At 46.7% G+C, this 19,057-nt stretch carries 16 protein-coding genes; 10 read left to right on the forward strand and 6 right to left on the reverse strand.

Annotated elements, in window-relative coordinates:
* Positions 1 to 142: 142 nt before the first annotated feature.
* A complete protein-coding gene (locus KFE26_RS13180; RefSeq protein ID WP_212600671.1) occupies positions 143 to 1,432 on the reverse strand; it encodes an alpha/beta fold hydrolase in 1,290 nt (429 codons plus the stop codon).
* 255 nt (positions 1,433 to 1,687) lie between these two features.
* Here KFE26_RS13180 and KFE26_RS13185 point away from each other — a divergent pair, with 255 nt between their 5' ends.
* The 10 genes from KFE26_RS13185 (at position 1,688) to KFE26_RS13230 (ending at position 12,865) form a co-directional block, all read left to right on the forward strand.
* Positions 1,688 to 2,332: an MBL fold metallo-hydrolase gene (locus tag KFE26_RS13185; RefSeq protein ID WP_131523516.1), complete on the forward strand. Its 645-nt coding sequence runs from the start codon at positions 1,688 to 1,690 to the stop codon at positions 2,330 to 2,332.
* Positions 2,333 to 2,477: 145 nt separating this feature from the next.
* On the forward strand, positions 2,478 to 4,217 hold the full coding sequence (locus KFE26_RS13190) for a methyl-accepting chemotaxis protein (protein WP_028761018.1): 1,740 nt from the start codon (positions 2,478 to 2,480) through the stop codon (positions 4,215 to 4,217).
* 322 nt (positions 4,218 to 4,539) lie between these two features.
* The gene (locus KFE26_RS13195; protein ID WP_212600672.1) at positions 4,540 to 5,556 is read left to right on the forward strand and encodes an XdhC family protein; all 1,017 of its coding nucleotides are present in this window, start codon (positions 4,540 to 4,542) and stop codon (positions 5,554 to 5,556) included.
* On the forward strand, positions 5,556 to 6,323 hold the full coding sequence (locus KFE26_RS13200; protein WP_212600673.1) for a nucleotidyltransferase family protein: 768 nt from the start codon (positions 5,556 to 5,558) through the stop codon (positions 6,321 to 6,323). The genes KFE26_RS13195 and KFE26_RS13200 overlap by 1 nt, the downstream gene beginning before the upstream one ends.
* 3 nt (positions 6,324 to 6,326) lie before the next feature.
* On the forward strand, positions 6,327 to 6,830 hold the full coding sequence (locus KFE26_RS13205) for a (2Fe-2S)-binding protein (RefSeq protein WP_212600674.1): 504 nt from the start codon (positions 6,327 to 6,329) through the stop codon (positions 6,828 to 6,830).
* A gap of 1 nt (position 6,831) precedes the next feature.
* Complete coding sequence (locus KFE26_RS13210; protein WP_212600675.1) at positions 6,832 to 9,078, forward strand: molybdopterin cofactor-binding domain-containing protein; 2,247 nt, start codon at positions 6,832 to 6,834, stop codon at positions 9,076 to 9,078.
* A 260-nt stretch (positions 9,079 to 9,338) separates the two neighbouring features.
* Positions 9,339 to 9,830 carry a DUF1097 domain-containing protein gene (locus KFE26_RS13215; RefSeq protein WP_028761013.1) on the forward strand — a complete coding sequence of 164 codons (492 nt, stop codon included), beginning with the start codon at positions 9,339 to 9,341 and terminating at the stop codon, positions 9,828 to 9,830.
* A gap of 104 nt (positions 9,831 to 9,934) precedes the next feature.
* Positions 9,935 to 11,389, forward strand: coding sequence for a methyl-accepting chemotaxis protein (locus KFE26_RS13220; RefSeq protein ID WP_212600676.1), 1,455 nt, complete (start codon positions 9,935 to 9,937; stop codon positions 11,387 to 11,389).
* A 494-nt stretch (positions 11,390 to 11,883) separates the two neighbouring features.
* Positions 11,884 to 12,252 (forward strand): SMI1/KNR4 family protein, encoded by a 369-nt coding sequence (locus KFE26_RS13225; RefSeq protein ID WP_212600677.1) that lies wholly within the window; start codon positions 11,884 to 11,886, stop codon positions 12,250 to 12,252.
* A 187-nt stretch (positions 12,253 to 12,439) separates the two neighbouring features.
* Positions 12,440 to 12,865, forward strand: coding sequence for an SMI1/KNR4 family protein (locus KFE26_RS13230; protein WP_131523523.1), 426 nt, complete (start codon positions 12,440 to 12,442; stop codon positions 12,863 to 12,865).
* 992 nt (positions 12,866 to 13,857) lie between these two features.
* Here KFE26_RS13230 and xthA read toward each other — a convergent pair.
* From xthA to KFE26_RS13255, 5 genes are all read right to left on the reverse strand, one after another.
* Positions 13,858 to 14,670, reverse strand: a complete 813-nt coding sequence (xthA, locus tag KFE26_RS13235) for an exodeoxyribonuclease III (RefSeq protein WP_212600678.1) — start codon at positions 14,668 to 14,670, stop codon at positions 13,858 to 13,860.
* Positions 14,670 to 14,969 (reverse strand): YciI family protein, encoded by a 300-nt coding sequence (locus KFE26_RS13240; RefSeq protein WP_006082200.1) that lies wholly within the window; start codon positions 14,967 to 14,969, stop codon positions 14,670 to 14,672. Before KFE26_RS13240 ends, xthA begins: the two co-directional genes overlap by 1 nt.
* On the reverse strand, positions 14,969 to 15,514 hold the full coding sequence (locus tag KFE26_RS13245) for a septation protein A (protein WP_028761007.1): 546 nt from the start codon (positions 15,512 to 15,514) through the stop codon (positions 14,969 to 14,971). Before KFE26_RS13245 ends, KFE26_RS13240 begins: the two co-directional genes overlap by 1 nt.
* Before the next feature lie 113 nt (positions 15,515 to 15,627).
* Positions 15,628 to 16,692: a siderophore-iron reductase FhuF gene (gene fhuF / locus KFE26_RS13250; RefSeq protein ID WP_212600679.1), complete on the reverse strand. Its 1,065-nt coding sequence runs from the start codon at positions 16,690 to 16,692 to the stop codon at positions 15,628 to 15,630.
* Positions 16,693 to 16,815: 123 nt separating this feature from the next.
* A complete protein-coding gene (locus tag KFE26_RS13255) occupies positions 16,816 to 19,038 on the reverse strand; it encodes a TonB-dependent siderophore receptor (RefSeq protein ID WP_212600680.1) in 2,223 nt (740 codons plus the stop codon).
* Positions 19,039 to 19,057 lie beyond the last annotated feature (19 nt).

Below are 19,057 nucleotides of genomic sequence, written 5' to 3' on the forward strand. Positions count from 1 at the left end.
ACTGAATTTGGGCAAAAAAAGAGTAAACCAAAACGGTTTACTCATACGGAAATGGGTCGTTAAAGCTTGCCAAAATCACTCAATTGATGAGGAGCAGGCATATAATCTCAGCATTAACTTAATTAGCCCTTAAAGCTCATATTTATCTTAGGGTGTCGCCTCGGTTTAAGCTGATGAGCTTATCCAGTATGCGTTCTCCATCCATGCGGATGCCGTTGTGCTCATATTCTGATGTTAACCAATACTTTAGCCTGCCAACTTGTTTTGTGGTTTCTAAACTGTATTGCATCTCTACAAACATATCTTCACTGTAAATGGCTGCTGCAACAGGGACTCGGTTTTGTGCCAGTTGCTCTAGATTGTAAAGTGTTGGCCAATCTGATTTATGGGCAAGGATTTCTGCCGCGGCTTTAAGCGGCACTAAGTGACTAAATTGGTCAAACATCCATGGGTATATCATCTCACCTGTGAATAAAAACGGTTTACCTTGTTGATAGTTAAAGGCGGGGAATTGCTGTCTAACCCTGTGTGCCGACCATTGTGAAGCCGAGTGTTGACAGTAGATGGCTTCATGCAACAGGGCAAAAATCGGGTTAGTGTTGTAATCGAGCATTTGACCGAAATGATTTAAAAATAACGGGTTAACGACTGTCCCTGAAGCCGTGTTGATCAAGGCTTGTTCAAGCAAATAATAAACCGATTCAGGCCCTTGCTCCATTCCAATATTAATACCCAGCAGTTGCAGCATTTCAACCGTGAGGCGTTCACCCGTTGCCAAATACACTTCATTTTCAAGCAAATGTTTTGCTAAGCGAGTGACGAGATGTTGAGCATCGTGGAAGCGTTGGAAAAATTGTTTATTCTTCGCCAGTACGCGTTGATATGTCGCAAGATAGACGTCGTCGCTGCTACGGGTTAATGATGGTATGCCACCTGTGATATAGGCTTCACTGACGCCTTGAGGGGCGGCGCTTAAATAATGTAACACGCAAAATCCCCCGAAACTTTGGCCGAGAATCGCCCACTTATCGGCGGGACAAAGCTGGGCACGAATCGTTTCGGCATCACGAATGATATTGTCAGCCCTGAAATGGCTTAGGTAATCCGCTTGAGCTGCGGGATCTAAATGTTGCAGGCTTTGGTAATTAATCGGTGTTGATAAGCCTGTACCACGTTGATCGAGTAATAACACTCGATATTCTTTTAATGCGCGGCGGATCCAGCCGCTGTTGCTGGCGGGACGCATGGCCGCAAATCCAGGGCCGCCTTGAAAAAATACGATATAAGGTAGTTTTTTATCTCTGTTTTCTGGGCTACAGAGTTCTCTGGCAAACACTTGGATTTGCTCTGCAATTGGATTTTGATAGTTGAGGGGCAAGGTAAAAGTGTGTTTCTTCGCCAGCACTCCGGCGAGAATAATATCGGGTTTCATCAAACAACCTTAATGGCAGAGGATCATGTTATTGTGATTGGCAGATTGTATACCCAAATAAGCTGAAGATGCAGTAACCTAGGCTACCTGAAACGCGTATCTTCAGCTAACTTGGGTATAGACAAAATAGTTTATGTCGTAAGCTAGGATTATTTGATTAGCTTTTGGTGAAGATCAATTTTTTGGATATAAATTTGAGCCATGATGAGTTTCTTAGCGTAATCTATCGCTTATGGATAACACGAGATTGAAGCTATGAAGTATCAGATTATTCCAGTGACACCTTTTCAGCAAAATTGCAGCTTGATCTGGTGTGAAAAAACCAAGCGTGCGGCAGTCGTGGATCCCGGTGGGAATATTGATAGGATCCAAAACGAAGTGGCGAAACTTGGACTCGTCCTCGAAAAAATCCTCCTTACCCATGGGCATATCGATCATGTCGGTGGTGCAAAAGCCTTAGCGAAAGCCGCCAATGTGCCGATTATTGGCCCGCATATTGCCGATAAATTCTGGATTGATAACTTACCTAAGCAAAGCCAAAATTTTGGTTTTCCCCATTGCGATGCCTTTGAACCGGATCAATATCTGCAGGATGGCGATATTGTTAAAGTGGGCGAGCAAAGTTTATCTGTGCTGCATTGCCCTGGGCATACGCCGGGACACATTGCACTTTTCTCTGCCCAATCTAAGTTGGCGTGGGTGGGGGATATTTTGTTTCGAAGTTCTATCGGCCGCACCGATTTCCCCCAATCAAATCATCAGGATTTAATTCACTCGATCACCGAAAAACTGTGGCCCTTAGGTGCCGAGGTTGAATTCATTCCTGGGCATGGTCCTATGTCGACTTTTGGTGAAGAGCGCGAGCATAACCCCTTTGTCGCGGACCAACTTTTACTGTAATTGAGACGCCATTCAGCATTGCTTGATTTGTGAGCGATAATCACTCGCAAATCAAATGATTATTTCAACTAATAAACCAACCTTTTTTATGTTTTCTGTTTTTCCTTCTAGACTTAAAGCAGTTCTTCCGTCTACTGGGGTAAGTATGAAAACAAAAACAATGATGAGCGTGGTCTTTTCGACCATAGTCGCGAGTGCCGTGATTTCTGCGGTATTGAGCTTCAATGTTAAGTCTAAAATCGATCTCTTTAATGATGCGGCTAGCGTTCGATATCAGTCCTATCAAGTTGCCGATGAGTTAAGACAAAGTTCCGATGACCTAACGCGTCTCGCTCGAACTTACGCTGTTACGGGTGATGAAAAATACGAAAAAATGTATATGGATATTTTGGCTATCCGTAATGGTGAGAAGTCTAGACCTGAAAAATATCACCAGATTTACTGGGATTTGGTGCTGAGCTATGGCGATAAGCCAAAACCCGACGGTGCTAGCATTGCGATAAACACGCAAATGAAGTCCCTCGGTTTTTCTGATGAAGAATTCCGTTACCTTGAACAAGCTCAGCAAAACTCAGATGCGTTAGTCGCCCTCGAAGTGAAAGCCATGAATGCCGTTAAAGGTATTTTTATGGACCCCAACACCCAAACCTACACGATCAAAGGTGAGCCTAACTTAACCATGGCGAGGGAGTTATTACATAGCGACCAATACCACAGAGAAAAAGCTAAGATCATGCAGCCGATTGATGAGTTTTTTACAGCATTGGATAAACGTACCGATGGTGATGTGAATAACCGACTCGACTCCCTGCATGCAGCATTAAACTGGTCTCAACTGGTGTTATTTATCGTGATTTTAGCCGCCGTTGGCGGATTTATTATCGTTAAGAGCAGGATTGTGACTCCCTTAGTGCAGACCTGTGTTGAATTGCTCGATATTCAGCGCTCTAAAAATCTTGCGCGGCGGATCTCTGTTACGACTCAGGGGGAAATTGGCGAAATTGTTAATCAAATCAACTTGTTTATATCCTCCCTTGCCAGTTCATTATCGACGACTGATGGCATTGCAAAAGAGGTGGCTGATTTAGCTAAGCAAACTAAAGCATCAATTCAAATTTCGCGTGAAAGCTCAAATCGGGTGGCGAGAGAACTGGACGCCAGCGCCAGTGCGATGGAAGAAATGACCACGACCTTAGTGCATGTGAGTGAGAGCACCTCGAATGCTGAAAGCCGCGCCGCCGAAAATGAAACGCATGTCACTGTAGGTAAACAGACAGTATCGGAAGCGTTGAAAGCCATGTCGGTATTAGAAACTGAGTTTAGGAATACTCAAGACTCTATGTCGCATCTAGTGAACGAAAGTACCCAAGTCAGCAATGTGTTGAGTGTGATTAAGGCGATTGCGGAGCAGACGAATTTGCTGGCACTGAATGCCGCGATCGAAGCCGCACGGGCCGGTGAGCAAGGACGAGGCTTCGCAGTGGTAGCTGATGAGGTTCGCTCATTAGCCCAGCGCACTCAAGATTCCACCAAGGAAATCGATGATATTGTTGCAAGCCTTCAAAGCCGTACCAATCAAGTGGGTACATCTGTGACTCAAGCGGCGACGCTAATGCAAAAGGCGGGGGTAGAACTGCAACGTATCGTGGCAGTATTTGAGGATATTCGCCATAGTACGGAAGCGATTCATGGGATCAATACTCAGGTTGCCGCTTCAACCGAAGAACAATCCTTGGTTTCTAAAGAAATCGCTTCGAGCATGATGGTGATCCGCGATAATTCCCGTGAAGTATCACAGATTATCGAACAGATTGAATCGACATCCATTAGTCTAGACAACCAATCCCAGATACTGCGCACTAAGGCGGGCGAATACCAGTTTTAGATGAAATGTGGTTGATTTGCGAACAAACGCCACTCAGACATGGACGTCAATTCTTCCTCTTTAACTTCCCCTGAACATATTTTATGCTTCAACACTTTTTGAAATCTATTACTCCTTTCAATACGCACACGCCTTTGCTAACTTGGTTGTCCATATGTTTAATGCGAGCGTTTGACGAAGCGGTTTTATTTGCTGATAAAACTTGCGTCAAGTTTTGATGACAAATAGACGTCGATAGCTGCGTTATTAACGGTTGATCGTTTCAATAGCGATAAGCGCATTAAATTTTTTAAATCTCCCTAACCCAATGGAGTCCTTGCGGATGGATCACCAAATCGAAGATTTACTAGAGCATTGGCTACCACTAGCGGATGACGCTTGGGTGCTTGCGGTGATCACCCAAATTCAAGGTTCGGCTTATCGTAAACCCGGCGCCATGATGTTGTTTCATGAGTTCGGTCAAGGCGTGGGTATGTTAAGTGGCGGCTGCTTAGAAGCCGATCTCCGCCGCCATGCCCAAAAGGCCATGCAGACAAAGCAAGTCACGTGCGTGACCTATGATGCAAGCGATGAGTCCGATGCCAGTTATCGACTCGGCTGTGGCGGCATAGTGGATATCATGTTGATCCCACTCTTAAAAGAGAATCATGATCTTGGTTTGGTGGAGCTAGTGCAGGCTTTTCGCCACGGTCGGTCGGGTTTTTATCAATTGCCATTAGTCAAAGCGGGGACGGATGCGCGCCAATATCAAGCCGCTTTCTACCCCGAAGCGTTGACACCGTTCCCCGCCAGCGATTTTGTCCGCACGGGCATCTTCACCCAAGAGGCGGGAGAATCGCTGATCATTCCGCTGAGACCAAGATTCCACCTTGGGATTTTTGGCGGTGGTATCGACGCTAAGCCTATTGCCGCCATGGCTCATACCTTAGGCTGGCAAGTGACGGTTTTTGATGGTCGTACCGCCTATGCCAGAGCGGCGGATTTCCCCCATGCCCATGTAGTGAAACTTGCCGCTGGGGAATTAACCGCGAATCATATCGCCCAATTGGATTGTGCCGTAGTGATGAACCATAACTTGGGCTTAGATGCTGCGGCATTGAAGGTTATTCAAGCGCATCCGCTAGCCTATATTGCCTTGCTTGGTCCTGCCCATCGACGGGATAAAGTGCTTGGAATGGCAGGGCTCAGTACTGAATCTTTTTCTGGGGTATTTTCTGCTCCCGCAGGGCTTGCCCTTGGCGGCGAGTTACCGAGTGCCGTGGCGTTAAGTATTTTGGCCCAGTGCCACGGCGTGCTCCATGGCGCAACCTTAAAACATCTCGATGAGATAATGCGTTAATGACATTGCCGCCAGTACAAAAGTCTTCTGTACTAATGTCTACAGCGCCAAAGTCGGCAGCGCTAACGTTGACAGAGCAAACGCCACTTTCATCCAAGCGGCTGCTGATTGTGGTACTTGCGGCCGGCGAGAGTAAGCGCTTTGACGGGGTAAAGTTAGCGCAACTTCTACCATCACATAGCGCTACGAAAATTCGCGAACAAACCATCATTAACACTCATGTTGAGCGTTTACAGCAGCTTAGTTGCCAAGATTTAGGTTTGGATCGCAAAGACACTCATTCGCTCCAGCATACGCCTTTGTTAATCATACTCGGTGCTCATCAGTACATATTGCAGCCATTATTAGTCGATCTTCATTCCCGCCAACCCTTTGATATTTTAGTTAATCCACAGTGGCAAACAGGCTTGGCATCCTCAGTGAGTTTGGCGGCAAGCTATGCCAAAGAGCAGGGCTTTGATGCCATGCTGCTGACATTGGCAGACCAAGTGGCCTTGAGTGCAGACGATTATCGACAACTGATTTGGACATGGCATGAAACCGGTAAAGACGTTGCCGCCCATTATTTGGATGATTTAGGCGTACCAGCTATTTTTAATGCCTCTACATTACCGCAGTTCACTCACTTGAGTGGTGATCGCGGGGCGAAATCGATTCTAAAACAACAAGCACAGCAGGGAGCGTTAGTTGCTATAACACTACCCCGCGCCGCAATTGATATTGATACCCAAGCCGATCTTGCGTCGTGGTTGGCACTTAAGGAGTGAGTTATGGCAGAAGTATTATCAACCACTGCAGTTATCAAGGAAGCCAGTACCGCCGCTTCCACCCAAACACTTTCCATCAACGGTAAATCATTTACCTTAGATGCCGATCCTAAGATGCCAATCCTGTGGGCGTTACGGGATATTTTAGGGCTCACGGGCACTAAATATGGTTGTGGTGCAGGGCTATGCGGTGCTTGCACTGTGCATTTAGACGGCCAACCTGTGCGCGCCTGTTTAACCAGTTTGGGGCAGGCACAGGGAAAACGTCTGACAACAATTGAAGGGCTGGATAATCAAAAGCTTAAAAATGCTTGGGCCGAACATAACGTGCCCCAGTGCGGCTATTGCCAAGCGGGACAACTGATGTCGGCTGCGGCGTTAGTGGCGCAGCATCCGAAACCTTCTGCAGAACAAATCAACTCGGCCATGTCGGGGAATATCTGCCGCTGCGGCACCTATCCTCGGATCAAAGCCGCACTGCAAAACTATGCCAAACAGGAGGGCTAATATGAGTACTTTTACTGCCGTAGAAAATATCAGCCGCCGCGACGTGCTAAAACTGTTTGGCGCAGTGGGTGGCGGATTAGCATTAGGGGCGAGCGGACTAACATGGAGCCCCATGGCGCTGGCGCAGGATAAAGAAGCGCGGTTGAATCTGTTTATTGCCATTGGTGAAGACGACAAAGTGTACCTCACTTGCCATCGCTCCGAGATGGGACAAGGGATCAGAACCGGCATTCTGCAAGTCTTAGCCGAAGAGTTAGAAGCGGATTGGGATAAAATTGTCCCTATTCAAGGTTTAGCTGATAAACGTTATGCCAGCCAAAACACTGACGGTAGCCGCAGTATTCGCGAAAATTACGACCGTATGCGCCAGATGGGGGCGATGGCAAGAACCATGCTAGAGCAAGCCGCCGCTGCGCGCTGGAAAGTCCCCGTGAGCGAGGTGCATACCGCCGACCATAAAGTGTTGCATGCAAAATCGGGCCGCTCGGCCAAGTTCGGCGAGTTAGCGTTAGCCGCATCAGAGCAACCCGTACCTGCCGTTGAGTCATTAACCTTTAAAGAGGTTAAAGATTTCAAGCAGATTGGCGCATCACGCCAAATCGTTGATATGGATGCCATGTTAAGCGGCAGCGCGATTTATGGTTACGATATCAAACGCGACGGCATGCTTTACGCCAGCATAATACGCCCACCGGTGCTCGGGAGCGATGTGGCAAGCTTGGACGATACCGCAGCGCGTAAAGTGTCCGGGGTAGTGGATGTGTATCGTTTGCCAGCCGCTAAGGGCGCACCCGCTTTTCAGGCTTTGGGCGGCGTTGCTGTCATCGCCACAAACACTTGGAGTGCCCTTGAAGGGCGCAAAGCTTTAAAAGTCACTTGGACTCAGGCCGACAACAGTCAGCATGATTCAAGTCTCTATTTGAAAGAGTTGGTCGAGCGGGTACAGCAAAGCGGTAATGTTGTGCGCCAAGTTGGTGATGAGATCAAAAACTGGCCCGAAGCGAATACGTTAAAGGCGGTTTATACCGTGCCTTATTTAATCCATTCCTCTATTGAGCCGCCCGTTGCAACTGCCCATGTGACTGGAAAGGGCTGTGAAATCTGGGCATCGACCCAAACGCCGCAAAGTACACAGCAAAATGTGGCCGCTGCGTTGGGTATGGAAGAAGATGCGATTAAAGTGAATGTCACCCTATTGGGTGGTGGTTTTGGGCGTAAATCTAAACCTGATTTTAGTGTTGAAGCCGCGCTGTTATCGAAGCAATTCAAGTGTCCAATTAAGGTGAGTTGGAGCCGCGAAGATGAAATTCAAAACGGTTATTACCATGCTATCAGCGCCCAGTCCTATCAGGCGCTGTTTGATGCCAGCAACAAACCGACCGCGCTTTTAGCCCGTACGGGATTCCCATCGATCAGTTCAACCTTTGCTGAAGGGGTGGAATATCCCTCTGGCGGTGAGTTGGATTTAGGCTTTGTGGATGTGCCCTTTGCTTTGCCAAATTTAAGATACGAAGCGGTAAAAGCGCAGGCGCATAGCCGTATTGGTTGGATGCGCTCTGTGTGTAACATTCAGCACGGTTTTAGTGTCGGCAGTTTTGTCGATGAAATGGCTCATCGTTCTCAGGTTTCTTGCCCTGCAATGTGGCGTAGCCTGTTAGGTGAAGCAAGGCGTGAGACCTTTACCGACCAACAGTTTAAATATGGCAACTATGGCGAAGATCTTGATCGTCATCCCGTGGACGTCAGTCGCTATTTTGGGGTAATCGACGCGGTCGAAAAAGCCCAAGCTAAGGCGCCCAAGGCGGGTGAAAATCAGGGCTGGGGTTTTGCTGTACACCGCAGTTTTGTGAGTTACGTCGCTGTGGCTATGTTGGTGGAAGTGAGTGAGGATAAACAGCTTAAAGTGCTTAATGCCATCGCAGCCATAGATGCGGGCACGATAGTTAACCCTGATAGGGTAAAAGCCCAGACAGAAGGTGCGATTGTATTTGGCTTGAGTTTAGCCTTGATGGGGGAAATCACTTACAAAGAGGGCAAGGTGCAGCAATCGAATTTCCACGATTATCCTTTGCTGCGACTTCCCCAAACTCCCGATATGGAGATCATCATTATTGAGTCTGATGCTGCGCCAGCGGGCGTGGGTGAGCCGGGTGTGCCGCCCGTTGCCCCGAGTTTAACCAATGCGATTTTTGCGGCGACGGGGCAGAGGATCCGCGATCTTCCCGTGAATAAACTATTGCGAGTGTAAGTGTCGGCAAGAGGGTTAACTGAAAGCCGTTTGAACAAAAAAGCGCCTAATAAGCGCTTTTTTCGTTTTTTTACCACAAAAAAATTGCTTGTTAGCGATTTTACGGGCATTAATGCCGAAAATTAGCAATAGATCAGGTTTTTGTTACCAAAATAGAGGTAATTTAACCAATATGTTTACCCAAGCTACCTCAAAATACACATTTTAGAGCGCCCAAGGGTATTAAACTTCCGTGAATAGAATTACTAAAGGGGTCATCCATGGAAAATCGTTGGCAAGTCGCTATTTCTGCCGGCCTATTGGCGGCTATTTGGTGTGGCGTCGCAGATGCCTTTCATCTGGTCACTTGGATCGGCTTTTTAGGTTGTAGCACTTTTTTTGCTCAACCTAAGGCTGGCTTTCAGGGCGTGATGATGGCGTGGTGCACAAACCTGTCCGGTGTATTTTGGGCTTGGCTCATTATCTCGGGTAGCAGCTTTTTTATTTCGCCCGTATTTGGGTATATTTTTACCGGCATAGCCACTTCGGCCATGTGTTTACAGGCAAGTTATCAAAAGCTTAGCTTTATTCCTGGCGCCTTTATTGGCTGTTGCACTACCTTTGCTATGGCGGGTGATGTGGCCAATGTCGTGCCGTCGTTGATCATTGGTGGCTTATTAGGTTTTAGCATGAGCTTGTTAACGGGGCAGTTGGTTACTCTGACACAAAAGTGGTCTGCCGCCACACGTAACCAAGTTGCTAGCGCTGATTAGCATAATACCTGCTCAGATCTTATGACTGACATAGTTGTCGTGACAATCTGAGCTATACTGCTGATTTAGTGCCAAATAGCATTTTGTTCTTAGGAATTATCAAGATGAAACAAATCCAGTTTCGTACCATTGATGCCATATTGATCAAGTTCAGTCTCAACGGAAAGTTTTGGGTAGTGTGTTCTATGGTGGCGCTGATCACGGCCGCCGTGGCGCTTGTCAACTATCAACATGCGCATCGTAACCTTGAGCAGGCCTCTATCGCTCGGGTTCAAGCTAGCGTCGATACCTTAGCGCAAGTTGCAACGGCGCAAAAGCTACAAGCTGACGCCTTATCTCAATTTGCCAGCCAATACGGGTTAACTGTAACTTCAAGGCAAAGTGATGCGCAGCGTCAAGGGGATAAAGTGACGGCCAGCGCCAGTGTTGTGTCAGGCCAAGCCTTACAACTGACGCAGAATGTCCATGAGTGGGAAGCCGATGCGCGTAGCGATGCTAACTTTATGTTCTGGTTAGCGTTAGTGGGTTTGTTGCCTTTATTCCAACTGAGTTACTGGATTTCAACTTCACTCGGTGGTGGATTATGGGACATGTACTTAGCCATCAAACGCTTAGCCGATGGTGATTTGAGCTTTAGATTAAACTTCTTTGGTACTGACGATTTCAGTTTGATTGCCCGGGAAATCGATCGCTGCGCCGACAATATGAGTGAAATGGTGTCAGCCATTGGCAAAAATGCACAGACCTTATCATTGGCATCCGATGAATTTAATCAACAGGCGGCCACCAGTGATAAACTAATTGGGTTCCAACATCAATTCCTCGATTCCGTTGCCGTGGCGATGGCGCAGATGACCTCAGCGATTGAAGAAGTCTCTGTTAATGCGAGTAATACTTCGTTGCAAACCAAGGAAAACTCAACCCAAATGTTGGCCAGTCGTGGGCGTATTAGCCACACAGTGGAAAGTATTGGTTTACTCTCAACTAAGATTGGCGCGGCGTTTTCATCGGTGGAACAATTGTCTAAGGATGCGGCGAGTATTGATGCTGTAGTCACAACCATTAACAGTATTTCCCAGCAAACCAATTTGTTAGCCTTAAATGCGGCCATTGAAGCGGCCCGTGCCGGTGAGCAAGGTCGTGGCTTTGCTGTGGTAGCCGATGAAGTGCGTACCTTAGCGGGTCGAACTCAACAGGCCACGGTAGAAATTCAGGCCATGATTGAAGGCTTACAGTCTGGCACGAGTCGTTTATCTAGCATTACCATGGAAATAGTCGATCAGGCAGATGAAGGCCGCAGCGCGATTATCGCCGTCGGTGACGATGTTCAAGGTATGGCGCAATCGGTGAATGCGGTATTTGATATGAGCAGCCAAATTGCCGCCTCGGCGGAAGAGCAGAGTGTCGCCGCTCGCGACATTGCTGGACAATTGAATGAAATCCGCCATCAGTCGGAAACCATCAAACAAACGGCCCAGCGCAGTGTGACCTTAGCCAACGATCTGCACCATGCCTCGGTCGAGTTAGATGGCATTTTAAAGCAGTACCGCACGAGTTAATGTGTCACCTTTAATGTGAGTCGTCGGCATGGGGTGTTGAGCAATAACGCCCGATACTGAGTCTCATGTTAAGTAGTAACGTATCATCCGAAAATGGCGGAAATCTTAGATTTCCGCCATTTTAATTTGGAAGTACCCAAAGAACTATTTAGTTATATTGCCCCATTCCGTTCTATCAGCGTGACATTATCTAAATTGACGGTCATAGATTTCAGGGGAGAAAGTTATGTCTGAAAATGTCCTTTTTGCGGAGGGTATTTCACTGTGGTTGAAATGGTTGGCGGTGGAAATCTGTGTTTTGCAAAAATAGAATTTTAGGAAATTAATTGTTTCTATGTGAATGATTATGTTAACCTTTATTGGCAATATCTAAGAGGGATATCAAGCAATTTTAAATTGTTCGTTGATGATAAACGCTCACCAGAGTATCACTTGTTCGCCTCGGTCAATTAAAATTGGCTTGGGACGCCGCTTAACGTTAGGCAACAATAATTATGAATAACGATCCATTTCGAAACCCGACAGATACCGAAATAACCAGCGCTGAAAGCAAACTGGGCATCAGTTTTCATGACGACTACCGATCATTTTTGAAGTCTGGCAGCGATGTTGCAAACGCTACCTTTGAGCCTGCGGTAATTTTACCTGGCTCTGGTCATCTTGATATCTTTGACATTGCTGAAACAGCCTGGAATGTCATTGGTCTTCCAAGAGACCTTTTGCCATTCATCGAGGATAATGGCGACTATTTCTGCATAGCAAAGACGGGTGAGATAATTTATTGGTCTCACAACGGCAGCACTAAGGAAGAATGGTCGAATCTTTCTGCATGGCACAAGCAGGTTTGTGTAGACCTTGAGTAACTGTGATAGCCTAACTCGCGGTTCAAATCGTTCGCTCCGCTCTCAGGGATGGGCTAAAGTCTGCACCTTAGCCAAACGTTAACCCATACAAGCATTTAAAGCGGGACTGCTAACAGTTTGCTCGACTTCGCTTCGCTACACAATTTTAGCAAACGATTATCAGCCCCTTAAATGGGCGTTAAGCATTATGAGCAAATATCGAGATAAATTCGAATATCCGGAAAATCCAGCAAGTGCTGAAGAAATTCAGGCTCTTGAGAAATGGTTAGGAACAGATCTTCCGAGTGAGTATAAGAAGTTTTTGCTTGAAACTAATGGGGCAGAAACTCCGATTGGCGTGCAAGAACCAGATGACTCAGTTGTGCTCTGGAGCGCTAAAGAGATATCCGAATTAACAGAAGCCTATTGCTACGAGCAATACTTGCCTGGGTTGGTTGCTATTGGTTCAGATGGTGGGGGAGAGTCAATTGTCTTCGATACCACACATAATATAAGTTCAGAAGACTGGCCAGTTTATAGGGTACCTTTCGGCGATTTAACGAAAGAGTCTATGGTATTGTTGGCGGAAAATTTCAATGAGTGGGTTTCCAGTGGTTATTCGCTCAAGTTCTAAAATGTTTAACAAGGCCAGTCAATCTGACCTCCGTAAACTGTCTTCTTTTTTGCAAAAAGACGTAAAAAAGCTTCCAACTCACTCCGGCAGTTGCTGGCGGCGTTATGTTTAAAGCGGTAGAAATTAGAAAGAGGGCATCAATATGTCAGGAGAGCGAATATCGGGTGATGGAGAACGAGAACGATGTCCTGTACATGGGCATACGAGAAGGCTATCTAGCAAAGAAATTAATGAGATTAAGCACGCTGTAGAAGTTGCTAACTCACAAGCTAAACGTAAGGGAGTTACACCTAAAGATCCTCAAATTGGTCTTTTCAGTTGTAAATGTAATTGCTTCTATGTGAAAGTTGAATAATGGTCCATCAATATGTTGATAGTATTATCAGAATGCGAACATAACAAATTGCTGTATCTGAAATTTTTCCGTTCCTTCTTTTTTGTTTGATAACACAAAAGCTTCTACTCCAAAAATGCAGCTGAGCAAGGCGTTACACCATAGAAATTTCTATGCGAAATTCACTTGTTATAGCTGATGACCTAATACGCTTTTGTCCCAAAGCATGCTACCTATTTCTTTAAAAACAAACAGGTTTCGCCAATGCTAAACAGGTGAGCCTTGGTGATTTGCGAGACGACCTTCCGCCCCATGGCCGCTCTTTGGCGTCCATGCCATCGCGGCATTTGTGAATCCTTTCACATCAGATGGGGCGGTCGAGCATCCACGGATGGACTGGCTGCGAGTCGACGAGCAAATACCATGGCAAGCATGTGTGAGTGGACATCAGCAAACGCTAAACTCCTCACAACTAAAATTATTGGTCCCCAAACACTCGTCTTCAAGACATATCTGTCCAAAAGTGAATTACGTTCAGTATCACACCTGACTCATTGACTATTCATCGAACGATAAAGATAAAATATGTTTCGCCCATAAAAAAACATCGACCTAAGCCGATGTTTTATGTCTACTAAGATGATCGAACGTTAGCTGATTAAGCCTCTTTGAACGTGCTCCAGATGGGCGCGTGATCTGAGGGTTTATCTATGCCGCGCAGATCGTAATCGACATCGGATTCGACTAAACGTGCTGCCAGTGAAGGCGTTGCTAAAACCACATCAATTCGCAGGCCGCGGTTGTCATCGAACCCTTTGCTGCGGTAATCGAACCAAGAATAACGTTCGATGCGCTCTGGGTGTAATTGACGGAAAGTGTCGACTAAACCCCAGTCTTGCAAGGTTTTCAACCACTCACGTTCTTCCGGTTGGAAGCTACATTTGCCGGTTTTTAGCCAACGCTTACGATTGACTTCACCTATACCTATGTCTAAATCGGTCGGCGAAATATTGATGTCACCTATGATGGCGATATCTTCATCGTTGCTGTGATTTGTCTGCAAGTAGTGCATTAAATCCTGATAAAACTTACGTTTAGCAGGATATTTTGTTGGGTGGTCTATGCTTTCGCCCTGGGGGAAATAGCCGTTGAACACAGTCAATGGACGACCATTCGCTTGGGTAAATGTGCCGATAATCATGCGGCGCTGGGCATCTTCATCATCGCTTGGAAAACCCTTTTGCAGTTTTTCTGGTGCGACTTTAGACAGCATGGCAACACCATAGTGAGCTTTACCGCCGTGGTAATGCACTTGATATCCCATAGCTTCGACTTCGGCTAATGGAAACGCCTCATCGTGCACTTTGGTTTCTTGCAGGCCGATAATGTCGGGCTGGTGGCTATCGATTAAGGCTTGCAATTGATGCAAGCGTGCCCGCAGACCATTGATGTTAAAGGACACTATTTTCATTAAGGCAGGACTCGTTTAAAGGGTTTAACCACAACACTTTTGTAAACGCCCGCTTCGATATAGGGATCGGCATCGGCCCAGTGTTTTGCTGCCACTAAGGATTCAAAATCTGCGACAACCAGTGAACCACTAAAGCCTGCATCACCAGGGTTTTCACTGTCGATGGCTGGGTGTGGGCCAGCGATCAGTAAACGACCTTCATCGGCGAGGGCTTGTAGGCGAGCTAAATGGGCTGGGCGTGCGGCTAAACGTTTTTCTAAACTATTCTCAAAATCTTGAGCTGAAATCATATACCACATTATTTGAGTTCCTTGCGTTGATCTTCGGGAAGGTGTTTATAAAGATAAAATACGGTCAGGACAGTATTAATTAAGGTTAAAGCGGTTAAACCAAACACTTTAAAATTGACCCAAGTTTCTAATGGCAAACTAAAGGCGACATAAATATTGACTAGGCCACAAGCGGCGAAAAAGATCACCCAATACCAAGTTACGCGAGCCCAAATTTTGTCGTCTACTTGCATTTCTTTGCCTAACATCGACTTTAATATCGATTTATTGAGCAATTGACTGACACCTAAGGCGATGGCAAACAAACTATAGATGATGGTCACTTTCCACTTGATAAAAGAATCATCGTGAAACACTAAAGTGAGTGTGCCAAACACTGTCACCATCGCAAAGGTGATTAAGTGCATCTTTTCAAGTTTCTTATATAACGCATAGGTCACGATCAATTGAAGCGCGGTGGCTGCGATCAATGCGCCGCTGGCGATATAAATATCGAAAAATTTATAAACGGCAAAAAAGATGACGAGGGGCAGGAAATCAAGCAGTTGTTTCATAAATAATCATGTTAAAGAGACATGGGCTTGAGTGTAGCATGTGCAACATAAGGGCAAAAGCACCATGGGCCTAGGATTGCGATCTTGCCCATTAAATGGGTTTAATGGGCAAGTTAGACTTGTGCTTGTTTGGCGGCGTTTGTCTTAGCGTTAGGGCGACTTAGTAGTGGGCAATCGTGGCATTGGCCAGTGTTGGCGAGTTGATACCTTAGGCAGCAAGTACGGCGAATGCATTGGATGTTTGTGCTGTCTTCTTTGGGTTCAACAATCAAATTGATGCTGTTATACAGTGGATTTTGGGTGCCATCAAAAAAGGTCGTTCGGCGAAACAGAGCTTGCTTAAGTTGCTGACTTTGTTGCTGAGATAATCCCAACTCTCCTAGATACCAGTGGATCAGATAGCCTAAGTGACTCCAATATAATTTAGCGGGCACGGGGCTCAAAGTGAGTAGGCGCTCAACACTCGGTTGCAGTAAGTTTAAGATAAAGCCTTGTAGGGCGAGTTCTTTATCAACTGGCGGCTTATATGAGGTTAATGGCGAGTGTACCTTAGTGTCTGTCTTGAAACTTGGCTTAGTGTTTATTTGGGAAAGTGGCTCGATGTCGTGGTGTTTTTTAAAGGCCAAAGCGGTATTTGGCTGGGGTTTTGCGATGTTAAATTCAAATTTTGCCACTCGGCCACTGGCGTGTACCTGCATAAAAACGGACTGTGGCTGCCAGTGAATAGGCTCGAAATCGGCTTTTTTTGCGTTAAAAATCCACTCCATCACAGGCGGAACTAAAAGGCCAAAATACCATTGACCCCAAAGTGAATGCAGCGCTTTGCGAGTGTCTTTTCTACTGGCCGTAGCGCTTTTACTGACTAAGGCGCTTTTACTGGCGAAAGCGGGCGCTCGGCTGGTTGCAGCTGTTTTACTAACCTCGGTTTCAACCTGAGTTTCTGCGCTAGGATGTGCGATGGCAAAACGTGCAATGAGTTTTTGATAAGTATCGACGTTACTCCATTCATCAAAACTGAGCCCTGTAGGTGACTGCGTTGCGCGAAGGTGCTCGCCATAGAAGGGTGCCCGTTGATGTAACAGCTGATTGAGTGACAAAATAGTTTGATTCAACGCGTTGTGGCTTGGCGCTGTATCGCACAATGTTTGCAGTCTGGTGTCTCTCCGTTGGCTTGCCATAGTGACTCCTTAATGGCTGTGATTGATTGCCGCGGTTATCGATAAGTCCATGTAAATGATTACCTTGCGAGCCCAAGATTTGGGCTCACAAGGTTTTTCGAACGATCTCAATATAAATCTGACTTAGAAGCGATAGTCTAAGGTTAAGCTGGCACTTCGCGGCGTACCGTATTGGAATTGGCTGTATTGACCGACTTGGCTGTAGTAGCTTTTATCTAAGGCGTTGTGCAGGTTTGCGCTGAGCTTAAGTTGCTCGGTGAAGGCGTAACTCGCCATTAGACTCGCTAGCGCGTAAGAGCCTTGTTCTACTTCGACTTTAATCGTGTCTATACCATTGCCTACAGGTTTATCGGCATCTTGGTAGACGCGGCTCTGCCAGTTAACCCCCGCACCAATTTGCAATTTATGCCAATCACCACCAAAGGTATAAGTAGTGAAGAGTTTTAACTGCTGGCGTGGTGACGTGGTATTGATGCGTTTGCCCTTAGGATCTTCGGTGGTGAACTGGGTGTAGCCTAAGTAAAGATTCCAGTCATCAGTGATTTTACCCGTAGATTCAAATTCGAATCCCTGTGTTTTTGTACCGTTTACGCCTTCATACACTTGCGTAGTGGTACCTGGGATCACATCGCTTGTGCTGACTCCGACATTGTCTTGTCTGATCTCAAACACCGACAGCGACATATCTAAGGCCTCATCGAATAAACTCGCCTTAATTCCGCCTTCGTAGTTTTTCCCTTTGACCGGATCTAGATAGCTTTTATCGATTTTTTGCTTAGTTTGTGGTGCAAAAATATCCGTATAACTGGCATAGAGCGAATATTGATCGGTCAGGGCGTAGGTGAGGCCGAAGTAAGTAGTGAGTTCGTTGTTGATGCTAAAATCATAGCGGCTGCCAAAGTTATCTTGGTCGGTTTCCCACTCATTGAGGCGTAATCCGACGAGGACAGCTAACGCGTCGCTGAGATTAAGCTGAGTTGCTACATAGGCTGCACTCTGTTTGGTTTCGCCAAATGAACCCGTGGTATAAGTTTCCTTCCATTGGGGTTTTGGATATTGGAAGTTCGGATCGCGAAAATCCCCCAAAGGCGGTACTGCCGCAGTGGGATAATAGTAGGGATTGGCGAACTCTTGGCGTTGGCCATTCCAGCCAAACATCAATTGATGTTCCTGACCAAAGAGTTGGTATTGTCCTTCGGCGCGCAAATCCACATTGTGTTGGGTGCGACTGCCGTCGACATAGGCGATAGAGCCTGCAGTGGCGCCGATATTGGTTACTGGATCAGGATATCCCGTGGCCCATAGTACATCGAACTCCAATGAGTTATCGCCGTAGGTGTAAGTCCCTTTTAGGTTCCAACCGTTATCTAATCTGTGTTCGAGACTCGCAAAAGTGTTGAGGCCTTGGGTATGCGCCGAGCCCCAATCGGGCGCCGTTGAAGTGGCACGATCATAATTAGTGCGACTGCCATCGCTGTAAAATAGCGGTAAACCGCCCGACATAGTGCCGCTCGGTGTAGCATCTTGGTAATCGACACCAAGGGTGAATAAGGTGCTATCGCCAATATCGGTTTCGACTATGCCGTATAGCGTAGTGCGCTGCTGCTCGTACCTGTCTTGGAATGAATCTTTATCCTGATAGGCGGCCACCACGCGACCGCGCACAGAACCCGAGTCATTTAAGCCGCTGGAAACATCGACCATACCGCGCACATTATTCCATGAGCCCACACTTAACGATGTGTTGCCCATAAACTCTTGAGTCGGGCGTTTACGGATAAGGTTAATGGCCGCCGAGGGATTACCGGCTCCCGTCATGAGGCCAGTCGCGCCGCGTACCACTTCTACTCGCTCGTAGATGGCGGTGTCGATCAGATTATCCCCATAGTTGAAGCGGGTGTCGTAGGTGGTGGGTACGCCATCGTACAAAATGCTGGTTACGGCAATGCCGCGGGCACTAATACTGTATCTGTCGTTATCCATTGGGCGGGCATTGATCCCCGCGACGCTGGTCATGGCATCAATCACGCTATTAAGCTGTTGATCATTCATCATTTGGCGGGTGATTGACGTGACCGACTGCGGTGTTTCTAGATAGGATAAATCGAGCCCAGTTGCCGTGTTCATCGCTTGGGTTTTATAACGGTTGTCGTGTAAGTCCTTAGCGCCAATGACATTGATGACTTCAATTTCTTTCTGGTGCTTTTTAGTCTTACTATCCGCATCGACAGTGTCAGCTGTGGCATGGGGAACCGTAGCTAACATGGCTGAGCACAGCAATAGCTTCGGGTTAACGAGGGCTTGCCGACAGACGAGTGCGATGCTGGAGAGAGGAAAAGTCTTCATAATGTTGATCTTTAATTCC

Source organism: Shewanella sp. M16, assembly GCF_018224605.1.
Lineage (GTDB): Bacteria > Pseudomonadota > Gammaproteobacteria > Enterobacterales > Shewanellaceae > Shewanella > Shewanella oncorhynchi.